Source organism: Ferrimonas sediminicola (assembly GCF_005116715.1).
Classification (GTDB): Bacteria; Pseudomonadota; Gammaproteobacteria; order Enterobacterales; family Shewanellaceae; genus Ferrimonas; species Ferrimonas sediminicola.
Genome location: NZ_SWCI01000001.1, coordinates 286,245 through 308,144, shown reverse-complemented (window position 1 = coordinate 308,144; position 21,900 = coordinate 286,245). Strand labels below are relative to the sequence as shown.

At 64.3% G+C, this 21,900-nt stretch carries 21 protein-coding genes; 10 read left to right on the top strand and 11 right to left on the bottom strand.

Features of this window, described 5'->3' with window-relative positions; translation table 11 throughout:
* Positions 1-4 precede the first annotated feature (4 nt).
* The 9 genes from kdsC to FCL40_RS01355 all read left to right on the top strand — a co-directional run bounded on the left by kdsC (position 5) and on the right by FCL40_RS01355 (position 5,755).
* Positions 5-553 carry a 3-deoxy-manno-octulosonate-8-phosphatase KdsC gene (kdsC, locus tag FCL40_RS01395; protein ID WP_205729074.1) on the top strand — a complete coding sequence of 183 codons (549 nt, stop codon included), beginning with the start codon at positions 5-7 and terminating at the stop codon, positions 551-553.
* Complete coding sequence (lptC, locus tag FCL40_RS01390; RefSeq protein WP_136850604.1) at positions 550-1,104, top strand: LPS export ABC transporter periplasmic protein LptC; 555 nt, start codon at positions 550-552, stop codon at positions 1,102-1,104. The genes kdsC and lptC overlap by 4 nt, the downstream gene beginning before the upstream one ends.
* Entirely contained in the window at positions 1,091-1,633 is a 543-nt protein-coding gene (lptA, locus tag FCL40_RS01385; protein ID WP_169306962.1) for a lipopolysaccharide transport periplasmic protein LptA, read from the top strand. Before lptC ends, lptA begins: the two co-directional genes overlap by 14 nt.
* On the top strand, positions 1,630-2,361 hold the full coding sequence (gene lptB / locus FCL40_RS01380) for an LPS export ABC transporter ATP-binding protein (protein ID WP_136850602.1): 732 nt from the start codon (positions 1,630-1,632) through the stop codon (positions 2,359-2,361). The genes lptA and lptB overlap by 4 nt, the downstream gene beginning before the upstream one ends.
* A gap of 67 nt (positions 2,362-2,428) precedes the next feature.
* Positions 2,429-3,883, top strand: coding sequence for an RNA polymerase factor sigma-54 (locus FCL40_RS01375; RefSeq protein WP_136850599.1), 1,455 nt, complete (start codon positions 2,429-2,431; stop codon positions 3,881-3,883).
* Between the two features lie 22 nt (positions 3,884-3,905).
* Positions 3,906-4,193, top strand: coding sequence for a ribosome hibernation promoting factor (hpf, locus tag FCL40_RS01370; RefSeq protein WP_136850597.1), 288 nt, complete (start codon positions 3,906-3,908; stop codon positions 4,191-4,193).
* A 2-nt stretch (positions 4,194-4,195) separates the two neighbouring features.
* Complete coding sequence (gene ptsN / locus FCL40_RS01365) at positions 4,196-4,642, top strand: PTS IIA-like nitrogen regulatory protein PtsN (protein ID WP_136850595.1); 447 nt, start codon at positions 4,196-4,198, stop codon at positions 4,640-4,642.
* Positions 4,639-5,505 carry an RNase adapter RapZ gene (gene rapZ / locus FCL40_RS01360; RefSeq protein ID WP_136850593.1) on the top strand — a complete coding sequence of 289 codons (867 nt, stop codon included), beginning with the start codon at positions 4,639-4,641 and terminating at the stop codon, positions 5,503-5,505. The genes ptsN and rapZ overlap by 4 nt, the downstream gene beginning before the upstream one ends.
* Complete coding sequence (locus tag FCL40_RS01355; protein ID WP_136850591.1) at positions 5,483-5,755, top strand: HPr family phosphocarrier protein; 273 nt, start codon at positions 5,483-5,485, stop codon at positions 5,753-5,755. The genes rapZ and FCL40_RS01355 overlap by 23 nt, the downstream gene beginning before the upstream one ends.
* A 215-nt stretch (positions 5,756-5,970) precedes the next feature.
* On the opposite strand, the gene pmbA is transcribed toward FCL40_RS01355, so the two are convergent.
* Positions 5,971-7,311, bottom strand: coding sequence for a metalloprotease PmbA (gene pmbA, locus FCL40_RS01350; RefSeq protein ID WP_136850589.1), 1,341 nt, complete (start codon positions 7,309-7,311; stop codon positions 5,971-5,973).
* Between the two features lie 126 nt (positions 7,312-7,437).
* Between pmbA and yjgA the strand changes: the two genes are divergently transcribed.
* Entirely contained in the window at positions 7,438-7,962 is a 525-nt protein-coding gene (yjgA, locus tag FCL40_RS01345) for a ribosome biogenesis factor YjgA (protein ID WP_136850587.1), read from the top strand.
* 52 nt (positions 7,963-8,014) lie between these two features.
* On the opposite strand, the gene FCL40_RS01340 is transcribed toward yjgA, so the two are convergent.
* From FCL40_RS01340 to FCL40_RS01295, 10 genes are all read right to left on the bottom strand, one after another.
* Positions 8,015-8,869, bottom strand: coding sequence for a TonB-dependent receptor (locus FCL40_RS01340; protein ID WP_136850585.1), 855 nt, complete (start codon positions 8,867-8,869; stop codon positions 8,015-8,017).
* A 35-nt stretch (positions 8,870-8,904) separates the two neighbouring features.
* Complete coding sequence (locus FCL40_RS01335) at positions 8,905-10,059, bottom strand: ABC transporter permease (protein ID WP_136850583.1); 1,155 nt, start codon at positions 10,057-10,059, stop codon at positions 8,905-8,907.
* The gene (locus FCL40_RS01330) at positions 10,056-11,129 is read right to left on the bottom strand and encodes an ABC transporter permease (protein ID WP_136850581.1); all 1,074 of its coding nucleotides are present in this window, start codon (positions 11,127-11,129) and stop codon (positions 10,056-10,058) included. The genes FCL40_RS01335 and FCL40_RS01330 overlap by 4 nt, the downstream gene beginning before the upstream one ends.
* Positions 11,126-12,100: an HlyD family secretion protein gene (locus FCL40_RS01325; RefSeq protein ID WP_136850579.1), complete on the bottom strand. Its 975-nt coding sequence runs from the start codon at positions 12,098-12,100 to the stop codon at positions 11,126-11,128. Before FCL40_RS01325 ends, FCL40_RS01330 begins: the two co-directional genes overlap by 4 nt.
* Entirely contained in the window at positions 12,097-13,464 is a 1,368-nt protein-coding gene (locus tag FCL40_RS01320) for a TolC family protein (protein ID WP_136850577.1), read from the bottom strand. The genes FCL40_RS01325 and FCL40_RS01320 overlap by 4 nt, the downstream gene beginning before the upstream one ends.
* A 165-nt stretch (positions 13,465-13,629) precedes the next feature.
* On the bottom strand, positions 13,630-15,078 hold the full coding sequence (tldD, locus tag FCL40_RS01315; RefSeq protein ID WP_136850575.1) for a metalloprotease TldD: 1,449 nt from the start codon (positions 15,076-15,078) through the stop codon (positions 13,630-13,632).
* 26 nt (positions 15,079-15,104) lie between these two features.
* Positions 15,105-15,917: a carbon-nitrogen hydrolase family protein gene (locus FCL40_RS01310; RefSeq protein ID WP_136850573.1), complete on the bottom strand. Its 813-nt coding sequence runs from the start codon at positions 15,915-15,917 to the stop codon at positions 15,105-15,107.
* 14 nt (positions 15,918-15,931) lie between these two features.
* Positions 15,932-19,834: a YhdP family protein gene (locus FCL40_RS01305; protein WP_136850571.1), complete on the bottom strand. Its 3,903-nt coding sequence runs from the start codon at positions 19,832-19,834 to the stop codon at positions 15,932-15,934.
* Positions 19,831-21,303: a ribonuclease G gene (gene rng / locus FCL40_RS01300; protein WP_136851357.1), complete on the bottom strand. Its 1,473-nt coding sequence runs from the start codon at positions 21,301-21,303 to the stop codon at positions 19,831-19,833. Before rng ends, FCL40_RS01305 begins: the two co-directional genes overlap by 4 nt.
* 33 nt (positions 21,304-21,336) lie before the next feature.
* Entirely contained in the window at positions 21,337-21,900 is a 564-nt protein-coding gene (locus FCL40_RS01295) for a Maf family protein (RefSeq protein ID WP_324614055.1), read from the bottom strand.

Below are 21,900 nucleotides of genomic sequence, written 5' to 3'. Positions count from 1 at the left end.
GACCATGACCGACACCCTCTATGGCCCGGTCTCCCGGGACAACCTGGAGCGCGCCGGCGCCATCCGGCTGCTGGTGTGTGACGTCGACGGCGTCTTCTCCGATGGCCGCATCTATCTGGGCAACCAGGGCGAGGAGCTCAAGGCATTCCACACCCGGGATGGCTTCGGGGTCAAGGCTCTTCAGAACAGCGGCGTACAGGTGGCGGTGATCACCGGGCGCCGATCCGAGATCGTTCAGACCCGGATGACGGCCCTGGGCGTCGCCCACATCTACCAGGGTGTGGAGGACAAGGTCGCCGCCTATGAGGAGCTGAAATCGCGGCTGGGCGTAAGCGACGGCCAGTGCGCCTACATCGGCGATGATCTGGTGGACGCACCGGTGATGGCGCTCACCGGGCTGGCGGTGGCGGTGGCCGATGCCCACCCTCTGCTGCTGCGACAGGCCCACCTGGTAACCCGAGCGCGTGGCGGCTTCGGTGCCGTACGTGAGCTGTGTGACCTGATCATGGAAGCCCAGGGCACCCTCAAGGGTGCCAAAGGGATGAGCGTATGAAACGCGAAGGGATCGCCATCGCCATCCTGTTCGGTGCTGCCATCCTGCTGACCTGGCGCTCCATGGTGATGAAGGATCAGACCCAGGCGGACATCAAGCCCAGCTACCAGCCGGACTTCGTCGCCGAGAATCTGCGCAGCCGCGTCTACGCCAACACCGGCCGACTGAGCGCAGAGATCAGCGCCGAGGAGATGGAGCACTACCAGGCGCTGGCCCTGACCCGGCTGCAGCAGCCCGATTATCTGCTCTATCCTGAAAACAGCCAGGGAAAGTGGCGGGTCCAGGCCAGCCAGGGGCAGCTGAGCGATGGCCGCCACGTGGTACTGGAAAATGATGTTATCATCACCTCCATTGAGCCCAACGAACCCCTGAAGACCATCACCACCGACTATCTGGAGCTGGACCTGGAGACGATGATCATGACCTCCAACCGGCAGATTGTGGGCCAGGGTGAAGGCTTTCGCATCACCGCCAAGGGGTTGTGGGCGGATCTGAATTTGAACCGGATTGAATTGAAGAGTCAGGTAAATGCCATCTATGAAACCCGTTAAATTGCTGCTGGCCGCCCTGATGCTGCTGGGCAGCACCGGCGCCGCCGCCCTCGACAGCGACACCCTCCAGAAGGTGGAGGTCAAGGCCGACAACTCCCGGGCGGACCTGCCCAATGGCATGGTGATCTACTCCGGCCGGGTGCGCATCACTCAGGGCACCCTGCTGATCAACGCCGACGAACTGCGCGCCGAAGCCACCGACGACAAGGTGGTCACCACCCTGATCGCGTCCGGCTCGCCGGCCACCTACCAGCAGATGTTGGAGAACGGCAAGCTGGCGGAAGCCCAGGCCAATGAGATCCGCTACGACATCCAGAAGCGGATCCTGACCCTCAAGGGCAAGGCCGAAATGCGCCAGTCCGGCAGCCTGGTTCAGGGAGACAGCATCCAGTACGACCTGGAGAAGCAGATGCTGGTGGCCGAAGGCAGTGAGGATGAGCAGATCACCACCATCTTCCAGCCCGCCGAGGCTGACCTGAAATCACTGACCGAGCCCAAGGGCGAGAAACAGGGCGAGACGCAGCAATGACCCGTTCAACTCTGACCGCTGAGAAGCTGGCCAAGGCCTACAAGGGCCGGGAAGTGGTGAAAAACGTTGGCCTGGAGGTCAGCACCGGCCAGATCGTCGGCTTGCTGGGACCCAACGGCGCCGGCAAGACCACTACCTTCTACATGGTGGTGGGGCTGGTGCAGAACGACCGCGGCCGCATCCTGATCGACGACGAGGAGATCACCCTGTTGCCGATGCACAGCCGGGCCCGCAAGGGAATCGGCTACCTGCCCCAGGAGTCCTCCATCTTCCGCAAACTGTCGGTGTACGACAACCTGATGGCGGTGCTGCAGACCCGCAAGGACCTGAGCCAGACCGAGCGGGTGGAGAAGCTGGAGCAGTTGCTGGAGGAGTTTAACATCACTCACATCCGCGACAGCCTCGGCATGAGCCTCTCCGGCGGAGAGCGGCGCCGGGTGGAGATCGCCCGAGCCCTGGCCGCAGACCCCAAATTCATTCTGCTCGACGAGCCCTTTGCCGGAGTGGATCCCATCTCGGTAATCGACATCAAGAAGATCATCCAGCATCTGCGGGATCGGGGGCTGGGGGTGCTGATCACCGACCACAATGTCCGTGAAACTCTGGACGTCTGCGAACACGCCTACATCGTCAGCCACGGCGAGTTGATCGCCCAGGGTGAACCCGCCGCCATCCTCGAGAACAAGCTGGTGCGCTCGGTATACTTGGGCGACCAGTTCAAGCTATAGTAATTTGAACTCGAGACCAGGCATGCAACCGGAAAGAACTAGAAGGAATAAGGACAGGTTGTTGTAAATGAAGACTTCCCTACAGCTGAAGCTGGGACAGCAGCTCACCATGACCCCGCAGCTGCAGCAGGCGATCCGCCTGCTGCAGCTGTCAACACTGGATCTCCAGCAGGAGATCCAGGAGGCCCTGGATGCCAATCCCCTGCTTGAGGTCGAGGAGGAGTTCAACCCCGCCAACCCGGACACCCCCGATCTCGGCGGCGGCGGCGACGAGCTCGAACCCGCCCCGGAAGCCGCCAGCCTGGACACCAGCGAAGCCCTGAGCCAGACCGACCTGCCGGATGATCTGCAGGTGGACACCTCCTGGGACGAATACTACACCTCCTCGCCCGCCCCCATGGCCAGCCGCGAGGACGACATGCCTTTTCAGGGCAGCACCAGCGACAGCCTCCAGGACCATCTGCTGTGGCAGATGGAGCTGACCCCCATGTCCGACACCGACCGCGCCATCGCCGTGGCCATCATCGATGCCACCGACGAGCGCGGTTACCTGACTCAGAGCGCCGAGGATATCCTCGAAGCCCAGGGGGACGATGAACTGGAACTGGACGAGGTGGAAGCTGTCCTCAAGCGGGTGCAGCGTTTCGACCCCGTTGGTGTCTGCGCCCGGGATCTGGCTGAGTGCCTGCTGGTCCAGTTGAGCCAGTTTGACGCCTCGACCCCCTGGCTGGCAGAGGCGAAGATGCTGATCCGCGACCATATGGATCTGCTGGCCAACCGCGACTTCCGCGGCCTGATGCGCAAGACCCGCCTCAAGGAGGAGGAGCTCAAGGAAGCGATGGCGCTGATCCAGACCCTCAACCCCAGGCCCGGCAGTGCCCTGGTGAGCGACAACGATCAGTACGTCATTCCCGATGTGGCCGTATCCAAGCGCAAGGGGCGCTGGGTGGTCGAGCTCAATCCGGACACCATGCCGAAGATCCGCATCAACGAGCAGTATGCCGCCCTCAGCCGCAACAGCCGCAGCTCCGCCGACAGCCAGTTCGTCCGGGGCCACCTTCAGGAAGCCAAATGGTTCCTCAAGAGCCTGGAGAGCCGCAACGATACCCTGCTCAAGGTGGCCAACTGCATCGTCCAGTTCCAGCAGGGGTTCCTTGAGTACGGCGACGAGGCGATGAAGCCCATGGTGCTCAACGACGTGGCCGAGGCGGTGGACATGCACGAGTCCACCATCTCCCGAGTCACCACCCAGAAGTACATGCACACCCCCCGGGGAATCTTCGAACTGAAGTACTTCTTCTCCAGTCATGTGAGCACGGACAGCGGCGGCGAGTGCTCGTCGACGGCAATTCGTGCTTTAATTAAAAAATTGGTTGCTGCAGAGAATCCTAAAAAGCCTCTCAGCGACAGTAAAATGGCGGAGCTGCTGGCAGAACAGGGCATCAAGGTGGCGAGACGGACCATCGCCAAGTACAGGGAAGCCCTCGGCATCGCTCCATCCAATCAGCGGAAACAGCTGTAACCGGCAAAAAGGAGGAACCTATATGCAGATCAATCTGACCGGTCATCACGTCGAGATCACCACCGCTCTGAGAGATTATGTGCACACCAAGTTCGATAAGCTGGAGCGCCACTTTGACCATATCTCCAACGTCTATGTGGTGCTGAATGTGGAGAAACTGCAGCAAACCGCCGAAGCCAAACTGAACCTGAGTGGCCGTGAGGTGTACGCCACCCACCAGGACCAGAATATGTATGCCGCCATCGACGGCCTGATCGACAAGCTGGACCGTCAGGTAATCAAACACAAAGAGAAGATTTCACGCCATTAATCATGGAACTGTCCACCCTACTGAGCCCGGAGTGCGCCACCATAGCCGCTCCGGGCCTGAGCAAAAAGCGCGCCCTGGAGATGATCTCCCAGCTGGCGGGTGTCTCCTACCCGAACCTCAACCCCCAGCAGCTGTTTGAAAGCCTGCTGGCCCGGGAGAGGATGGGCAGCACCGGTATCGGTAAAGGGATCGCCCTGCCCCACGGACGCCTGTCCAACATCGAGCGCCCCATCGCCGTATTCATCAAGTGCGACGAGGCGATCCCCTTCGACGCCATCGACGGCAAGCCGGTGGACCTGCTGTTTGCCCTGTTCGTCCCGGAAGAGGCGGTGCAGGAGCACCTCACCACCCTGGCCGCCATGGCCAAGGTACTCGAAGACAAGGAGACCTGTCGGTCACTGCGCAAGTGCACCAATGACTCCGACCTCTATGCCCTGGTGACGGCGTGAAGCTGATCATCCTCTCGGGCCGATCCGGGGCTGGCAAGTCCGTCGCCCTCCGGGTACTCGAGGACCTGGGGTGCTACTGCGTGGACAACCTGCCGGCGGCCATGTTGCCGGCTTTGGTGACGCAGATGCTGGGCCACTGCGACACCCTGGCGGTAAGCCTGGATATCCGCAACCTTCAGGATCAGGCCGAACAGGTCCCGGAAATATTGCAGACGCTGCCGGAGTCCATCGAACGGCAGATCTATTTCCTCGACGCCTCGGACTCCAGCCTGATCAAGCGCTACAGCGAGACCCGCAGGCTGCACCCGCTCTCCCGCAGCGGCGCCTCCCTGGCCGAGGCGATCGCCTCGGAGACCCAGTTGCTGGCCCCGATTCGCACCCTGGCGGACCACAGCTTCATGACCGACGGCCTGTCGGTCCACCAGCTGGCCGACGAGATCCGCACCCGGCTGCTGGGCCGGACCCAGTGCGAACTGTTGCTGGTGTTCGAGTCCTTCGGTTTCAAGCACGGTATCCCCAAGGACGCCGATTTCGTCTTCGACGTGCGCTTCCTGCCCAATCCCCATTGGGATCCGCAACTGCGCCCGCTCACCGGGCTGGACCAGTCGGTACGGCGCTACTTCGCCAAGGAGGCCGAGGTGGCCCGCTTTATCGACCACACCGAAAGCTTCCTGCTGAACTGGCTGCCGATGCTGGAGCGCAACAACCGCGCCTACCTGACCGTCGCCATCGGCTGTACCGGCGGCCAGCACCGCAGTGTCTATATCGCCCAGCAGCTGGAGCAACGCTTCCGCCAGCGGCAGAAACAGACCTCGGTTCGCCACCGGGAACTGGACAATCGTGAAGCTGACCAGAACGCTTAAGGTGGTCAACAAGCTGGGGCTGCATGCCCGGGCAGCAACCCGGCTGGCCCAGTTGGCCCACAACTACGATGCCCGCATCCGGGTGATCCACGGCGATCAGAGCGCCAGTGCAGACAGCGTGCTGGGGCTGCTGATGCTGCAGACCTGTCAGGGGCAGGAGGTGACGGTGATCTGTGAGGGCAGTGACGCCAAGCCCGCCCTGGAGGCGGTGACCCAGCTGTTCAGCGGGCGCTTCGACGAATCGGAGTAATGTCGATGTCACCCAACAGCGGATCACTGTTGCCAGTTTAAATTGCCCCGCTCTGCGTTGTGATGCTTACTGTCAGACCCACTGGCAACTGCACCCCACGCCTTGATTGGAACAGGCTCTCCGGTGCAGCGGGCTAACCACTTACTTGGTGACATCGGTATAAAAAACCGGAGCCTGGCTCCGGTTTTCTCATGTCAGCGGCACGGCTGTCCCGATCAGTTGCCGGCCACCTTCATGGCACTCAGCAGGATGGAGCCGGTCTTGATGCTGGTGCGCGGGTCGATGTCGCTGCCCACCGCCACCATCTCCCGGTACATCTGCTTCAGGTTGCCGGCAATGGTGATCTCATGGACCGGGTACTGGATGATGCCGTTCTCCACCCAGAAGCCGGCGGCACCACGGGAGTAGTCACCGGTCACCCCATTCACCCCGTGTCCCATCAGTTCGGTGACATACAGGCCGGTACCCAGTTGCTTCAGCATCGCCGCCAAGTCGCCGCCGTTGCTGTCCAGTTGCCAGTTGTAGATCCCCCCGGCGTGGCCGGTGGTGGTCATCCCCAGCCGACGGCCGGAGTAGGCGGTCAGCAAATAGGACTCCAGCACCCCGCCACGGACAATCTGCCGGGGGCGGGTGGCCACCCCTTCACCGTCGAAGGGGGCACTGGCCAGCCCCACCGGCAGGTGGGGATCCTCGGCAATGGAGAACCAGTCGGGCAGAATCTGGCTGCCCAGGCTGTCCGGCAGGAAGGAGGACTGGCGGTAGAGGGACGCACCGCTGATCGCCCCCACCAGATGACCGATCAGGCCGGTGGCGGTCTCGGCGGAGAACAGCACCGGCACCTCACAGGTACCGATCTTGCGGGCGCCGAGACGGGCATGAACCTTGGCCGCGGCGCTGCGCCCCAGGGCCTCCGGGGCGAGCAGATCGCCGAAGCGGCGTCCGACCGTATAGTCGTAGTCCCGCTCCATCCCCTGCTCATCCTTGCCGATCAGCACGCAGGAGAGGCTGTGACGGGAGGAGGCGTAGCTGCCGATAAAACCGTGGCTGTTGCCATACACCTTGATGCCACTGTGACTGTTGCAGCTGGCGCCGTCGGACATCTCGATCCCCAGGCCACTCTCCAGCGCCGCTTGCTCGCAGCGGGCGGCCAGCTCGATCCCCTCCTCCGAACTCAGCGGATGCGGATGATAGAGGTCGAGGTCCGGCAGTTGAGTAGGCATCAGCTCCGCCTCCGCCAGACCGTTATGCGGATCCGACGTGGTGTGACGGGCGATGCCATCGGCAGCGCGCACCGCGTCAACGATGGCCTGGGCACTGAGATCCGAGGTGGAGGCGTTCCCCTTGGCCCCGTTACGGTACAGGGAGATGCCCAGGGCCCCGTCCTTGTTGAACTCCACGGTTTCCACCTCGCCCATACGAGTGGAGACGCTCAGCCCCTGCTGTTTGCTGATGGCCACCTCTGCGGCAGACACCCCCAGTTTTTTGGCTTCATCCAGGGCCAGGGCCACCGCCTCCTCCAGCTGCTGGCGCTGGGCTTCAATGCTGACTTGAGTCACTCGTCGATTCCGTTAAGTACAGTTGATGCCAAGGATAGCAAACCCCGCCCCCGCTCCGATAGGGGCAGTGACGCTCGCCGCCCTGGACTGCTAGAATAGGCGGTCAACCAATTTAGGAGAACTGCTATGGCGGCAAAACGCCCGGAACCTGAGCTTCAGGAAGAGGAGTGGATCAGCAAATCGGAGCTTAAGCGGGAAGCGGAGCAGCTGCAGAAGATCGGCCATGAGATCGTTGCCCTTGGCAAGAATGACCTGGCCAAGGTGCCACTGGATGAGGAGCTGGAGGAGGCGGTGGCCCTGGCCCAGCGACTGAAAGGCAAAAATGAGGCCCACCGGCGGCAGCTGCAGTTTATCGGCAAGCTGCTGCGCAGCCGCGATCCGGAACCATTGGTGGCCGCCCTGGACAAGCTCCGCAACAAGCACAACCAGGCCAGCCAGGAGTTTCATCGGATGGAGCAGTGGCGCGACCGGCTGATTGCCGAGGGCGATGACGCCATGCAGGCGCTTTTTGCCGAAGTGCCCGCCATGGCCGAAGAGCGCCAACGGGTGCGTCAGCTGATTCGCCAGGCCACCAAAGAAGCCAAGGCGGCCAAACCGCCCAAGGCCTCCCGGGAACTGTTCAAGCTGATACGCCAATACCTGGAAGAGTGATCCCGGTCGGGGAGGCGATGGTCTCCCCCGACCTGGCCCGCACCAGGCCACCCTAGAAGTGGATGGTCACCACCATGCCAAAGGCACTTTCAGACTCCAGGTCCAGCGTGTCTCCGCCGTGAGGCCCATGCAGGGAGAACTCCCCCTCGGATCGGTAACCCAGATAGCCGGAGAGGCGCCAGCCCCCGTCGGCGGTGAAACTGGCCCGCAGGAAGCTCAGCGGCTGCTCGATCTCCACCGCTCCCTCCCCCAGCGCAAAGTTCTGGGTCCGGTAGGCCACCCCCGCCCCCAGCTCCCAGGTGGGGTTGAACCGATACGCCAGCTCCAGCCCGCCCCGGCCGGCGAAGCCCGGCTCGAAGGGGTTATGCAGCTTCAGCTTATCGGTGATCTGCCACTTGATGAACAAGACCGGGAACCAGCGCACATTATAGGGGTCGTTGAAGTAGCCGCCTCCCAGCCCTAGGGTCAGAGCCTCACTCACCGGATAGCTGGCTCCGGCCAGCAGGCCGTAGCCAAAACCGTCGGCGAAAGAGGCGGTATCGGCATAGGACCACTGTAGCCTGGGCCCGACAAACCAGGTCAGGCCGGTGCGATCCGGCTTGGTGACGTTGATCCCCACCCCCAGGGTAGTGCGGCTGTCCCAGGCCTGGATGCGCCCCCCCAGCAGAGAATCTCGGCTGAAATTAAAGTCGCTGTAGGCGCCCTCCAGCTGCCAGCTCATCAGCCATTGCTGATTGAGCCTACTGCGCTTCTCCAGGGTAAAGCCGTACAGCTCCTGACCCACCTTGCCATTCTCCTCCAGGGAGGCGGAGGGGAAAGCCACGGTATAGGGGGTTAGCGTCAGGGCCTGCTGATTGGCACTGGCACCACAGGCCAGCAGCAAGAGTCCAAGACAGGAGCGTTTCATCACAATTCCTTGTTCGCAAAACAATTTGGTAGGTTTCAGACGTCGGTGGGGTCGCGGCTCCCCAGGGCCTGACGCCTCTTGAGCCCCAGCCAGGCCAGGGCCCCCCATGCTAGCACCTGAATCCACAGCGAGGACAGCTCAAACCCCATTCCGGGTAAACCCAGGTTCAACTGGTTGGCCTTGATCATGGCGATCATCGCCGGCTGGGCCGGCAGCCAGGCAAACAGCCCGCTGAGCAGGGCGGACATGCTGTCGGTGGGCCAGACAAAACCGCTGGTGAACAGGATTGGCATCCCGGTGAGCACCATCAGTTGCACCGGTACCGCCCGCCGTTGGAACAGGGTGCTGATCGCCACCCCCGCCAGGGCGGTCGCCAGCAGGAAAGGGGTCAGCACACTGACCATGGTCAGGAAGGAGGCGGCCATCACCACCGACTGCCAGGGCAGGATCAGATCGAAGTAGAGAACACAGGAGGGCAGGTAGAGGCAGGCCAGCATCGCCGCGCGGGCACTCAGCCAGGCGGACGTCGGGTAGCCCGGCCAGGCGCCCCGGGTGTTCCAGTTGTTGGCCCCCAGCATCGCCGCCACCATCAGCAGGGTCTGGTGCAGGATCAGTACCAAAGCGCCGGGCAGCACGTAGCTGGAGTAGCTCATGCCCGGGTTGAAGGTCGGCTGGAACAGGGTCTGCACCGGCTGCAGCCGCCGCAACTCGACGGCGACGTCGCCCCCCGAGGCCAGGGCCCGCTGCAAGCGAATGTCGGCGCCGAGGTAACCCGCGCCCTGGAGCGCCGCGGTAGCCAGGTTACTGTAGGGCAGCAGGAAGCTGCCATCCCCGGCCGCCGCCAGCGGCGCCTGCTCCCCCCGGTACAGGCGCCGTTCGAACTGGGCCGGAATCACGATCAGGCCCTTGATCTCCCCTTCGGTCAGGGCCGACTCGGCCGCGCCCTGATCCGGGTAGACCCGGGTCAGGGCCACCTTGGGTGAGGCCATCCAGATCCGCATCAGCCGGCGGCTGGTGGCACTCTGATCCAGGTCCACCACCGCCACCGGCTGATCCAGGGCCACGTGATTGGCGTAGGGCAGCGGATAGATCACCGCATAGAACAGGATGCCACCGATGGCGGTCAGCATCGCCGCCTTATCCGCCAGCAGCCCCTGCCACTCCAGTTTGAACAGTTGCCACCAGCTCATGACATCCTCCGGTAGAGGCAGGCCACCGGCACCAGCAGCAGGGAGATCAGCAGCAGTGGCCAGGTGGCAGACCAGTTGTGGTTGGCGCCCGCCTGCAGCATCAGAGGCAGGTAGTGGGTACTGGGCATCAGCACCCGCCACAGCTGGGCCAGCGCCGGCATCGACTCCAGCGGGAAACTTATCCCCATGTAGGCAAAGGCCGGGGCAAACAGCGCACCGCCGATGCTGGTAGCCCGCACCGGGTCATCCACCACCATCGCCACCGACAGGATGATGCCGGCGATGGCCCCGAGCAGCGGGATCGTCGCCAGCCACAACACCATCACCGAGCCCGCCATCGGCAGGCCCAGGCCGGAATAGAGCACCAGCAGGCCGATCCCCCCCATCAACCACCACCACAGCAGCAGCAGCAGGATCCGCAGTGGCAACCCCCGTTTGCCCCGGGCCACCGCATTGACCAGGGTGGCGCTCACCAACAGCTGATAGAGCGCCAGCAGCAGGCCGGGCAACAGGAAGGGCAGATAGCCCAGATCCGGGTTGAACATCGGGGTCATCGAGACCGTGACCGGCGCCATCACCACCGGCAGCGCCTTTGCCGGCACCCCCTCCGCCATGGCGCCCAGCGCGCCCAGCTCCGCCAGCCCGCCGCGCAGGGCAGAAGCGGCAGCCGAATAGAGTCGCTTGCCCATCAGCAGGAACTGACCGTTATAGTACACCGGCAGTTGGGGCCGGCGGCCGCTGCTCAGATCGGCGGCAAAGCGCGCGGGGATCACCACCTGGGCATAGACCTCGCCACGGCGCATCGCCCGCTCCGCCTCGGCTTCGGTGGCGTAGGCCACCAGGCCGATGGCGGCACTGGCCTGCAGTTTACGGCCGAGGGCTCGGCTGACGGAGGTGTTGTCCAGATCGGTCCACGCCACCGGCAGCTGGGTGGGCAGGCTGCGGGCAAACACGCCCCACAGCATCAGCGAGAGCAGTACCGGCAGCCAGGTCATCAAGCTGACCTGCCAGGGGTCGGACAGCAGGTCCCGGACGCTGCGGTGCAGCAGGACGACAATGGACTTGGTCATTGCTCAATCAGGGCGGTCATCCCGGCACGCAACCCGGGAATGGCGGCGGAGGGCACCAACTCCACCTCGAAGGTACGCAGGTCGAACGCCATGCCGGACTCGGTGGCATTCCAGGTGGCGTACTCCCCCAGTACCGAGCGATAACGCACCCTGAAGGGGAAGCTGTCGCCCAGGGCGGGAATCCTGACCTGAACCGGTTCGCCCTCGGGGAAGCGGGCCAGGCTGTCCTCGCGGACATTGAACAGTGCCCAGGCATCGGTCATGTCGACCAGGGTCACCACGGGAAACCCGGTGGGCGCCAGTTCCCCCTCGTCCAGCAGCACCTGGCTCACCTCACCACTGCGGGGGGCGCGCATCTGGCTGTCCGCCAGCACCGCCTGCACCTCCTCCAACTGACCGAGGGCCGCCAACGCCTTGCCAGCGGCGGCATCACGGGTCTCCTGACGGGCGCCCTCCTGCGCCATCCGGTACACCGCCTCGGCGGCCTTGTCGGTGGACTGGGCCGCCTGCCAGCGGGTGAAAGCTTCATCGCGCTTCTGACGCGCCACCACGCCCTCGGCAAACAGGGCCTCGACCCGCTCATAGGTCACACGGGCCAGCTCGGCGGCGGCCTGGGCCTTGTGCCACTGTTCCCGGGCCGCCAGCACCTCCTGGCGGCGGGCGCCGTTGTCGGCCTGGGCCTTCAGAGCTTCGGCAGCCTTGAGCCCCGCCCTTGCCTGAGTTTGCTTGGCTTCCAGCTCGGGGCTGCTGATGGCAAACAGCAGATCGCCCTTGGCCACTGTGTCACCCCGATGCACCAGGATCTTGTCCAGCCGCCCGGGCACCTTGGAGGACACATGGTACTGGCGGGCTTCAATCTGCCCCTGGAGAAACTTGGGTTCCGGCTGGCTCAGGGTCCAGGCGGCCCGGCCGGCCAGTCCGGCCAGCAGCAGCACGGCCAGCAGGCCCAGCAGTTGATTCAGTCGTTTCATTGGATCTCGGTACTCTTCAGAAGTTGGAACAGCAGTGACTGGTTGTCACTCATGGCAGCGAGTTGCCCCAGGGCCACCAGGCAGCGGTACTGGGCAGCGGCCCGGGCGGTCTGCACCTCGAGCAGCTTGTCACCGGCCTCCACCTGGTCGATGGAGGTCCCCAGACCCTGGGCAAAGGCCAGCTGGCGCAGCCTCAGATTCTCCTTGGCCAGGGACTCGGCGCTGGCCAGGGCCAGGTACTCGTGCCGGGCCTGGGACAGCTGCTGCTCGCGGGAGGCCATCAGCAGCTCCAGATCCTGGCGGGTCTGGGCCTTGAGGTGCTGAACCTGGAGCTGGGCACTCTTGGCGGCCCGGACGCGGTCATTGCGGCCGTCGTTGGTAACCAGGGGCACCTTGAGGGTCAGCCCCACCATCCACTCCGGCTCCAGCTCGGACATCAGGCTCTCATCCACATCGAAACTGTAGTTGCCCACCAGGGCCAGTTCCGGCTTGTAGCGACCCCGTTCGGCGTTAATGGCGCCCTGGGCCTGGGCCTCCTTGGCGCCAAACAGCGCCAGGGCCGGATGGGTGGCCAGCATCTGCCGGTGCCACTGATCCAGATCGGGCATCTGCCGGGGCAGCAGCAGCGACTGACTCAGCTCGGTGCCCTGCCTCTGCAGCAGGGTATCCAGCGCCATCTGGGCCAGCACCCGACGGCGGCTGGCCTGGGACAGGGCCACCTGCCCCTGCTCCAGGGCGACCTGGGCGTCCAGCCTCTCCACCTCGGCAATCTGACCCTGATGCCGAAGCGCTTCGGCATTGGCCAGTTGCCGCTTCAGGGTGTCGAGCCTGGCCAGGTGCAGCTGCTCCACCCTGTGGGTCAGCGCCAGCGCGAAATAGCGCTCCACCAGGGAGGAGAAACGTTCCTGGGTATCGAGGCGGGTCTGCTGCTTCTGCTGCTCTACCTCGGCGGCCTTGATGCTCTTGGCCGCTTCGATGCGTCCCCCCACGTACAGGGGCCAGACCGCCTGCAGGCTGGCGTGGTAGATATCCCGATCACTGATCTCCGTCTTCCAGGCGGAATCCGGCAGTGGAGGCAACAGTCCCGGCGGCAGCAGGGTCAGCATCTGAGGCAGGGGGTTGATCGCTCGGGCATCCAGTTGCACCGCCCTGTCCAGCCTCAGGTAGCTGCCCCTCAGAGTCAGGGAGGGGTCCCCAAGCTGGTTGGCCACGCCCAGTTCCGCCTCGGCGCGCTGGTGGGCCTGCTGCTGAGCCTGCAGCTTGTCGCTGACCGCCTCAACCCGCTGCCACGCCTGTTGCAGGCTGAGGGGCTGTGCGGAGAGAGTGCCACTGAAACAGAGCAGGGCACAGATCCAGTATCTCATCGTCTGTCCGGTTTAGAGTCGAAGCTCTAGATCTTACTCCATCCTGTTTCACAGTCGAGTGCTTTTGTGCTCGTCCGATCTCTAACCTACCTGAAAACCGCGATTTTTTGCCGGCAAAAAACAAAAGCGGGGCCATGGGCCCCGCGCATTCCACCACCAAGCGGCTTAGTCGGTGCCGCCGACGGTAAGGCGATCCAGCTTGAGGGTTGGCTGGCCAACGCCGACGGGAACACTCTGTCCCTCCTTGCCACAGACACCGACCCCCTTATCCAGGGCCAGGTCGTTGCCCACCATGGAGATGGTCTGCATCGCTTCGGGACCGTTGCCGATCAGAGTCGCCCCCTTGATGGGGGTGGTGATTCGACCATTTTCAATGAGGTAGGCCTCGGAAGCGGAGAACACGAACTTGCCCGAGGTGATGTCCACCTGGCCGCCACCGAAGTTTGGCGCATAGACGCCGCGCTGCACCGACTCGATGATCTCTCCGGGATCCTTGTCGCCAGCCAACATGTAGGTGTTGGTCATCCTCGGCATGGGCAGGTGGGCATAGGACTCTCGGCGGCCATTGCCGGTAGGCGCCATCCCCATCAGCCGGGCGTTGAGTTTGTCCTGCATATAGCCTGTGAGGATGCCATTCTCGATCAGCACGGTGTTCTGACCGGCGGTGCCCTCGTCATCGATGCTCACCGAGCCGCGGCGCCCCTCCAGGGTGCCATCGTCAACCACGGTGCACAGGTCGCTGGCCACCTTGTCGCCGATGCGCCCGGCAAAGGCGCTGGATCCTTTGCGGTTGAAATCCCCCTCCAGGCCATGCCCCACCGCCTCGTGCAACAGCACACCAGGCCAGCCGGACCCCAGGACCACCGGCATCTCGCCAGCAGGGGCGTCCACCGCCCTCAGGTTCACCTCCGCCTGGCGCACCGCCTCATGGCACAGCTGCAGGGCGCTGCGGCGATCCTGATCATCGGTGACATCCAGCTGTTCGAAGCCGTAACGGCCTCCCATGCCGGCGCTGCCCCGTTCACGACGATCACCCTCAACCATGATGACGGAACAGTTCAGCCGCACCAGGGGGCGAATGTCCGCCGCCAGGGTGCCGTCGGACGCCGCCACCAGCACCTCCTCGTAGGCGGCACTGAGGCTGACGATCACCTGTTGCACCCGGCTGTCCAGGGCCCGGACATAGGCATCCATCTCCTGCAGCAGCGACAGCTTCTGCCGCTGTTCCCAGGTCCCGATAGGATCGATGGCCGGATAGCGCTTCGGTTCCCGGCCGGCGCAGAGGGCCTGTACCCGCCCCTGGCCGCCATTGGCGGCGATGCCTCGGGCAGCATCTGCGGATTGCTGCAGGGCGTCCAGGGTGACCTCGTCGGCGTAGGCAAAACCGGTTTTCTCCCCATCGATGGCACGAATGCCGACGCCCTGCTCGATGTTGAAGCTGCCCTCCTTGACGATGCCGTCCTCCAGCACCCAGGACTCGTGGCGGGCCGACTGCAGGTAGATGTCGGAGTAGTCCAGTTGATGACTGTGGATGCGGGACAGGATCCGCTCCAGATCATTGAGGTCGAGCCCGGCGGGCTGCAGCAGGGTAGCGCTGGCTTTTTCTAAAGTCATGGCGTCCTTGGTTCCTTGGGTGCGCCCTACAGGGGCAGCCGAATGTGATTGAGGCAGGGCATCGCTTGCCGCACCTCCTGTATACGTTGTCGGTCGAAGGGGGCGTGAATCAGCCCCTCGCCATCGCCGGCGTTGGCCAATACCTCGCCCCAGGGATCGAGAATCATCGAATGGCCCCAGGTTTCCCGACCGTTGTCATGGGTGCCGACCTGGCCGGCCGCCACCAGATAGACCTGGTTTTCGATGGCCCTCGCCTGAAGCAGCGGCGCCCAGTGGGCCGCGCCCGTCACCCGGGTAAAGGCCGCCGGTACCGCGATGATGTCGGCGCCGCGGGCCACCAGCTCGCGAAACAGCTCCGGAAAGCGCAGATCGTAACATACCGCAAGGCCGACCCGGCCCATAGGGGTATCCACCACCTGCAGCCGCTCCCCGGGACAGGTGGTGTCGCTCTCCCGGTAATGACCGGTGTTGTCCCCAACCGTCACATCAAACAGGTGCACCTTGTCGTAGCGGGCCAGGCATTGCCCCTGGGCGCCAAACACCAGGGTGGCGGCATAGGCGCGACCGTCCGGGGCCAGGATCGGCAGGGTACCGGCCACCAAGGTGCAGCGGCTCAGTTCGGCCAGTTCGGCCAGTCCCCGCTGCAGCGGTCCCTGACCCATGGGCTCTGCCAGCGACTGCCACTGCCCCTTCGGGCCATCGAAGGCGACGACACACTCCGGCAGCACCACCAGCTTGTCTCCGGCCACCTCGGCGAGAGGGGCCAGCTGCCGGCGCAACCACCTCAAGTTGTCCGCGGGATCGGCGCCGGAACGGCACTGCAGGGCATACAGCTGCATAGACTCTCCTTGGGTTACTGACCGACTGCCCTGCCCTCCCCCTCGGGCAGGGGCTCGGGCAGGGACTCCATGTAATCCGGCGTCGGCGACCTGGGTTCCGCCTGAGGCTCAGACTCGGGCTGCGCCTCTTCGATGATGCGGATCTCCCGCTTGTCCCGTTCCAGCTCCTCGAGAACCGGGTCGTCGAAGGTTCCGGTAAGCTTATAGTTTAGCTGGGTAATCACCTCGATTACCGGTTCCAGGATCTTGGAGACGGCGAAAGCGCCCACGCCAACGGTCAGGGACGCACCGGACATCAACGCCACCGCCGGCACACTGGCGGTCAGTGCCGGAGAGAAGCTAATGCGGTAATCCAGCTCCCGGCTGACCAGATTGGAGCTGCCGCGGATCTTCATCACCCCGGCATCGCCATCCAGCTTGGTGTCGCTGGTGCTGGCCACACCGTCCGCAAACTGGACGGTGCCATCAAAGCTCTGGTAGTAGAATCCCTTGCCGAACACGTCGGTGAAGTCGAGGGAGAGCTTGCGCAGCAGGGAGTCCAGGCTGAACAGTGACAGGATACGCGCCCCCTTGTCCGACACCTGGGACAGGCTGCCCTTGCCAAAGGCGAACTCCAGGTCGCCATCCAGGCTGGGGATCTCCAGGGCCCACGGCGCATCCTGCCAGCCGACATTGAAGGCGGCGTCCAGACTGGACTCCTCCAGCCCCAGCGGCTGGCCGATGACGGCGCTCATCTTGCCAAAGTCGGGACTGGCCAACTGCCCCCTGATATCGAACCGGGTTTTCTCGCCCTGAGGCTGCCAGAGTCCGGTGGCCTTAAACTGATACTCGGGGCGGGTCAGCCGCAGCTCGTCCACCCGATAACCCTGGGGATCATGGCGGCCACTGAGGGTGAGTTGCCCCAGGTCCAGCTCCCTGACATGGAAGTTAGCCACATTGGCCTCCACCGCCGGCATCTGCGCAATCAGGCTGGCGGACTCGGGCTGTCTGGGGCCACTCTGACTGTCCCACTCCAGCTGCAACCGGTCCGCATCGACGCGGATGCCATTTTCCTGCCAGTCCCGGCCGATCAACAGCTCACCGCGCATCTGGTCCGACTCGGCCCGGAACCGCCACCCCTGCTCATCGGGCCACCCCTCCAGCAGAGTCTGATCGAAGTGCAGTCCGAAGATGTCCAACCGCGACAGGGATCCGTGCACCCTGGTCAGCGGCGGCACCGCGCCATGGGAGCCGTCGCCAGTGGTGGTGACAAAGGCGGTGATCAGCGGCAGCCACTCCTCCAGCTTCACCCGGGAGATCGCCAGCTCGATGGAACCGGAGTCCACGCCGATCAGGCCGGGCCGCCGGCCAATGGCCAACTGGTACCTGGGCCAGTGGAACCCCAGGCTGTCGATATCAAACTCCGCCAGGTAGCCGATGCGCATCCCCTGACTGGCCAGCAACTGCGCACCGCTCTGGTCGCCATTGACCTCCAGCACGGTACGCACCGGCGTGGAGGCGCTCTTGCCCACGGGCGCCGGAAGATCCACCTCCAGCCCCTCCAGGCTGGTCTCCACCTTCGCCTGGTAGGCGTAATCGCCATCCTGGCGGAAGTTCATCTGCAGCTGCCCCTGCCACTGGGCCTCCCCCTCCAGGTGCTGAAACAATGGGAAGGTCTGCCCCTTGGGAAGATTGTCCGTATGCCAACGGCCGGACAGGTCCACCCTGGCCCGGTAGACATCCCCCTCGGGCCCGGTGTCCACGTCCAGGGTCAGTGGCTGGTTGAACACGCTGGCCGTCAGCCCCTCGGCGGAAACCCTGCCGGAATCAAAACTCAGCTCGCCACGGACATCGGTGAGATCGGTGGAGAGGGCGCGGAGATGGACCGGGTTGTCCCACAACGCCACCCTGCCGAGGATGCTGGGGGGCTGATCGCTGACCGCCGACCCCAGGGGAAAGGTGAGATCCAGACTGGTGGCCACCGCACCGCCGATCTGCAGCTCCTTGAGGGTGGTCCCCACCGAGCTGGCCAGGGAGGAGTGGGCCATCAGCTCACTGGCGGCGGCGGCGTCGGTGCGCACCGAGGCGGTCACGGTGAGGGTGGCACTGCGGTTGAGAGTGGGGATAAACACATGGGCGTTCTCCACCGGGACCCGTTCCAGCAACCCCTGCCGCACCCACAGATCCATGCGCATGTTCTCGAACAGCGCATCCAGGGTGATGTCGGTCACGGCGGGCCAGGAGGGGAGAAACTGGAACTGCCCCTGCTCCATGGTGAAGGCCGCCTGGAACACCCCCTGACCACCCTCGTAGGGGTAATCGGCCAGATCTCCGTGCCACAACACCTGGGCGTTATCGGTATGGCCCGCCTGCAGCGCCTCGGCCAGGTAGCCTGAAAGCCCCTCCCCCATCGCCTTGCGGGGAAACAGCCTGTCCGCCTCCTCCATCTGTTTGACGCGGGCATTGCCGTACAGTTGCAGACGCACCGGACGATCGCCGGGCAACCGCAGCGCCGCCGCCAGGTCCGCCTGCAGGACAGCGCCATCGAGGCGCAGGTTGTCGGTGGTCACCACCCAGCCATCCTGGTTACGGATAGCCAGGTCACCGCTGAGTTCGGAGAATTGAACCGTATGGCTGAACTGCCAGGGCCAGTAGAGTGCCGCCTTCTGGCTGGGCAGGTGCAGACGCCCCTGTTCGCCCACCCAGGTGAAGCGGCCATTGACTCCGGCCACCCCCGGCACCTTGCCGCTCATATCCCAGCCCAGCGACTCTAGATCCGCCGCCAGTGCCCAGGTTCCCTGGTGACGCTGGGCGCGGATCTGGCGAATCTCACCCCGGCCGTTGGCGGCCAGCATGTCCGACAGGGTGCGGTTGTTGATCCCGGGGATCAGCCCCAGCAGGGGCTTGAGCTTGTCCAGCTGCAGGCCGTCCAGCCACAGGCTGAGGTCGCCCTGGCGATGGCGCAGGGCGAAGTGGGTCTGCGGCCAGGGGGCACCGTTGCTCTGCAGTTGCAGATCCTGGCTGGCCAGCAGGCCGCCGCCCTCGCTGGGAGACCACACCAGGCGACCGCCCTTGATCGCCATGCGCTGAGGTTCCGGCCCCTGCCAACTGAAGTCGCTCTCGCCAAACTCCACCTGGCCGCTGCGCAGGCCGTACTCATCGAAACTGATCCATGACTCCATGTTGAGCACGCCGGAGTACTGGCGGCCGTCGCTGCCGATCTGACGCGCCAGCCAGTCACCGATATCCAACTGCTCGGCCTGGACATAGCTGCGCCCGAACAGCTGATCGCGATCGCTGCGCAGCTCCACCGCCAGCCTCAGGGTTTCATCCTGGTTGCTGTCGCTGTCCAGGTAGAGGCGCCCCTCTCCCAGGTGACGGTTGCCCTGATTGCGCCACTGGAGGTGGGCGATATGCACCGGCTCGCCCCGCTGCTCCGACAGCGGCAGGAACAGCCGGGCATCGTCGAGGGTAAGGCGGCGCAGGCCATGGAGGAAGGTACGCTTGAAGGCGTCGAGGGCGTTGCCGGATCCCTCCCCGGAACCAGGGGTCAAGGCACCAAGCAGTCGCACCTCCACCCCGGTGAAACTGACCTCGTCGAAGCGTAGGTCGAGATCGAGAAGCGAGGCCCAGAAGTCCAACTGGGCCACCGCCTGTTCCACCTTGATCTCCAGCTCCAGATCCTCCTGGGCCGGAAGGCGGAAGTGATCGATCACCAGCTGTGGCCCCTTGGGCTTCCAGCTGGCTCCCAGACGGCCAAACTCCAGATCGAGGCCACTCTGGGCGCTCAACTGGGCGGTCAACTCATCACGGATGGAATCCAGCTCGGGCAACAGGGTACGCACCGCCGCCACCAGCAGCGCAAACAGCACGATCAGCGTCGCCGCGCTATACCAGCAGAAGCTCAGCAGTCGCCGGATTCCGGGGCCCAGGTTCACATCATCACCACGTCAAACTTGTCCTGGGCATAGAGGGGCTCGGGCTGGAGGCGGATACGCTTGCCGATAAACACCTCCAGCTCCGCCAGGCTGTGGGCTTCGTCGCCGATCAGGGCATCGTGCACCGCGGGGGCGACGTAGACGGAGAACTCGTCGGCATCGTACTGGCGGTCCACCCGGATGATCTCGCGGAACATCTCGTAGCAGACGGTCTCCACCGTCTTCAAGGTGCCGGTGCCCTTGCACACCGGGCACTCGCCGCAGAGCACGTGCTCCAGGCTCTCCCGGGTACGCTTGCGGGTGACCTCTACCAGCCCCAGTCGGGAGAAGCCGCTGACGCTGGTCTTCACCCTGTCCACCGCCAGCGCCGCTTCCAGGGTGCCGAGCACCCGGTTTCGGTGTTCATCGGAGGTCATGTCGATGAAGTCGATGATGATGATCCCCCCGAGATTCCTCAGCCTCAACTGATGAGCGATGGCCCGGGTGGCTTCCAGGTTGGTGTTGAAGATGGTCTCTTCCAGGTTGCGGTGGCCGACGAACGCGCCGGTGTTGATGTCGATGGTGGTCATCGCCTCGGTCTGGTCGATGATCAGGTACCCGCCGTTCTTCAGCTCCACCTTGCGCTCCAGCGCCCGCTGGATCTCATTCTCCACATCGTAGAGATCAAACAGCGGCGAGGGACCGGTGAAGTGCTCCAGCACCGGGGCCACATCCGGCACGAACTCCTCGGCAAACTCGCGGAGTTCCTTGATGGCGGTGCGGGAGTCCACCTGCACCCGCTCGATGTTGCAGATCGCCAGATCCCGCAGCAGCCGCCTCGGCAGGGTCAGATCCTCGTAGAGGGGGATCACCTTGCCTCCGGGGCGCTGACGACGCTCACTGACCTTGCGCCACACCCGGCGCAGGAAGGCGGCGTCGTGGGCCAGCTCCTTTTCACAGGCCCCCTCGGCAGCGGTGCGGATGATGAAGCCGCCGTCGGTGTCGACAAACTGGGCCACCAACCTCTTCAGGCGCTCACGCTCCTCTTCCGATTCGATGCGCTGAGACACCCCCACATGGGCCGCCCCGGGCATAAACACCAGGTAACGGGAGGGCAGAGTGATGTCGGTGGTCAGGCGGGCGCCCTTGGTCCCCAGGGGATCCTTGGTCACCTGAACCGTGATGTCCTGGCCAGGGCGCACCAGCGAAGCGATGTCCTGAGCCTGGAACTGTTTCTGCTCCGGCTCGGCCACACATTCGGTGTGAGGGATGATATCGGACGCGTGCAGGAACGCCGCCTTCTCGTGGCCGATGTCCACAAAGGCCGCCTGCATACCCGGCAACACCCGGGTTACCTTGCCGCGATAGATGTTGCCGACGATCCCCAGGCGACCACGGCGTTCGACGTGGACCTCCTGAAGCTGGCCGCGTTCAAGCAGCGCTACCCGGTTTTCGGTGGGGGTAACGTTGATCAGCAGTTCGGTACCAATGACTGACGAGGGGTGCACCTGACCTCCAACCTATTAAAAACGTGACAAGAGTTCCCGGGTCTCTACCAGAGGCAGGCCCACTACGGCAGAGTAGCTGCCGTTTATCGCCTTCACAAAGGCCCCGCCCTCTCCCTGGATGCCATAACTTCCCGCCTTGTCCATGGGCTCGCCGCCGGCGACGTAGTCGCGAATCTGCTCGGCGGTCATGGCGCCGAAGGTGACCTCGGTGACCACCAGGGCCTGCTCCAGCCGCTCCCGCCACACCACGGCAACGGCGGTCATCACCTGATGGCTGCGTCCCCGAAGGGCCGCCAAGGTGGCTTCGGCGTCGGCCTGGTCCCTGGGTTTACCTAGGATGCGACCATCGAGCACCACCACGGTGTCCGAACCCAGTACCGGACGGGAACCGTCGGTCAGCGCCTCCCCGGCCCAGGCCTTCTCCCTGGCCAGCCTAGCCACATAATCAGTTGGACTCTCCCGATCTCCCGGGGTTTCATCGATCTCCGGACTGACGCAATCGAATTGACAGCCCAGCTGCCCCAGCAGCTCTCTCCGGCGGGGAGAGGAGGAGGCCAGGAAGCAGTTTGGCAGGGACAT

Bases quoted from the DNA above. Each gene is read 5' to 3' on its own strand.
- hpf (WP_136850597.1), top strand. From the start codon at position 3,906: ATGCAGATCAATCTGACCGGTCATCACGTCGAGATCACCACCGCTCTG.
- FCL40_RS01335 (WP_136850583.1), bottom strand. From the start codon at position 10,059: ATGAGCTGGTGGCAACTGTTCAAACTGGAGTGGCAGGGGCTGCTGGCG.
- lptB (WP_136850602.1), top strand. From the start codon at position 1,630: ATGACCCGTTCAACTCTGACCGCTGAGAAGCTGGCCAAGGCCTACAAG.
- FCL40_RS01310 (WP_136850573.1), bottom strand. From the start codon at position 15,917: ATGCAGCTGTATGCCCTGCAGTGCCGTTCCGGCGCCGATCCCGCGGAC.
- FCL40_RS01330 (WP_136850581.1), bottom strand. From the start codon at position 11,129: ATGACCAAGTCCATTGTCGTCCTGCTGCACCGCAGCGTCCGGGACCTG.
- yjgA (WP_136850587.1), top strand. From the start codon at position 7,438: ATGGCGGCAAAACGCCCGGAACCTGAGCTTCAGGAAGAGGAGTGGATC.
- FCL40_RS01320 (WP_136850577.1), bottom strand. From the start codon at position 13,464: ATGAGATACTGGATCTGTGCCCTGCTCTGTTTCAGTGGCACTCTCTCC.
- ptsN (WP_136850595.1), top strand. From the start codon at position 4,196: ATGGAACTGTCCACCCTACTGAGCCCGGAGTGCGCCACCATAGCCGCT.
- FCL40_RS01375 (WP_136850599.1), top strand. From the start codon at position 2,429: ATGAAGACTTCCCTACAGCTGAAGCTGGGACAGCAGCTCACCATGACC.
- FCL40_RS01340 (WP_136850585.1), bottom strand. From the start codon at position 8,869: ATGAAACGCTCCTGTCTTGGACTCTTGCTGCTGGCCTGTGGTGCCAGT.
- lptA (WP_169306962.1), top strand. From the start codon at position 1,091: ATGAAACCCGTTAAATTGCTGCTGGCCGCCCTGATGCTGCTGGGCAGC.
- tldD (WP_136850575.1), bottom strand. From the start codon at position 15,078: ATGACTTTAGAAAAAGCCAGCGCTACCCTGCTGCAGCCCGCCGGGCTC.
- kdsC (WP_205729074.1), top strand. From the start codon at position 5: ATGACCGACACCCTCTATGGCCCGGTCTCCCGGGACAACCTGGAGCGC.
- lptC (WP_136850604.1), top strand. From the start codon at position 550: ATGAAACGCGAAGGGATCGCCATCGCCATCCTGTTCGGTGCTGCCATC.
- FCL40_RS01325 (WP_136850579.1), bottom strand. From the start codon at position 12,100: ATGAAACGACTGAATCAACTGCTGGGCCTGCTGGCCGTGCTGCTGCTG.
- FCL40_RS01295 (WP_324614055.1), bottom strand. From the start codon at position 21,900: ATGTCCCTGCCAAACTGCTTCCTGGCCTCCTCCTCTCCCCGCCGGAGA.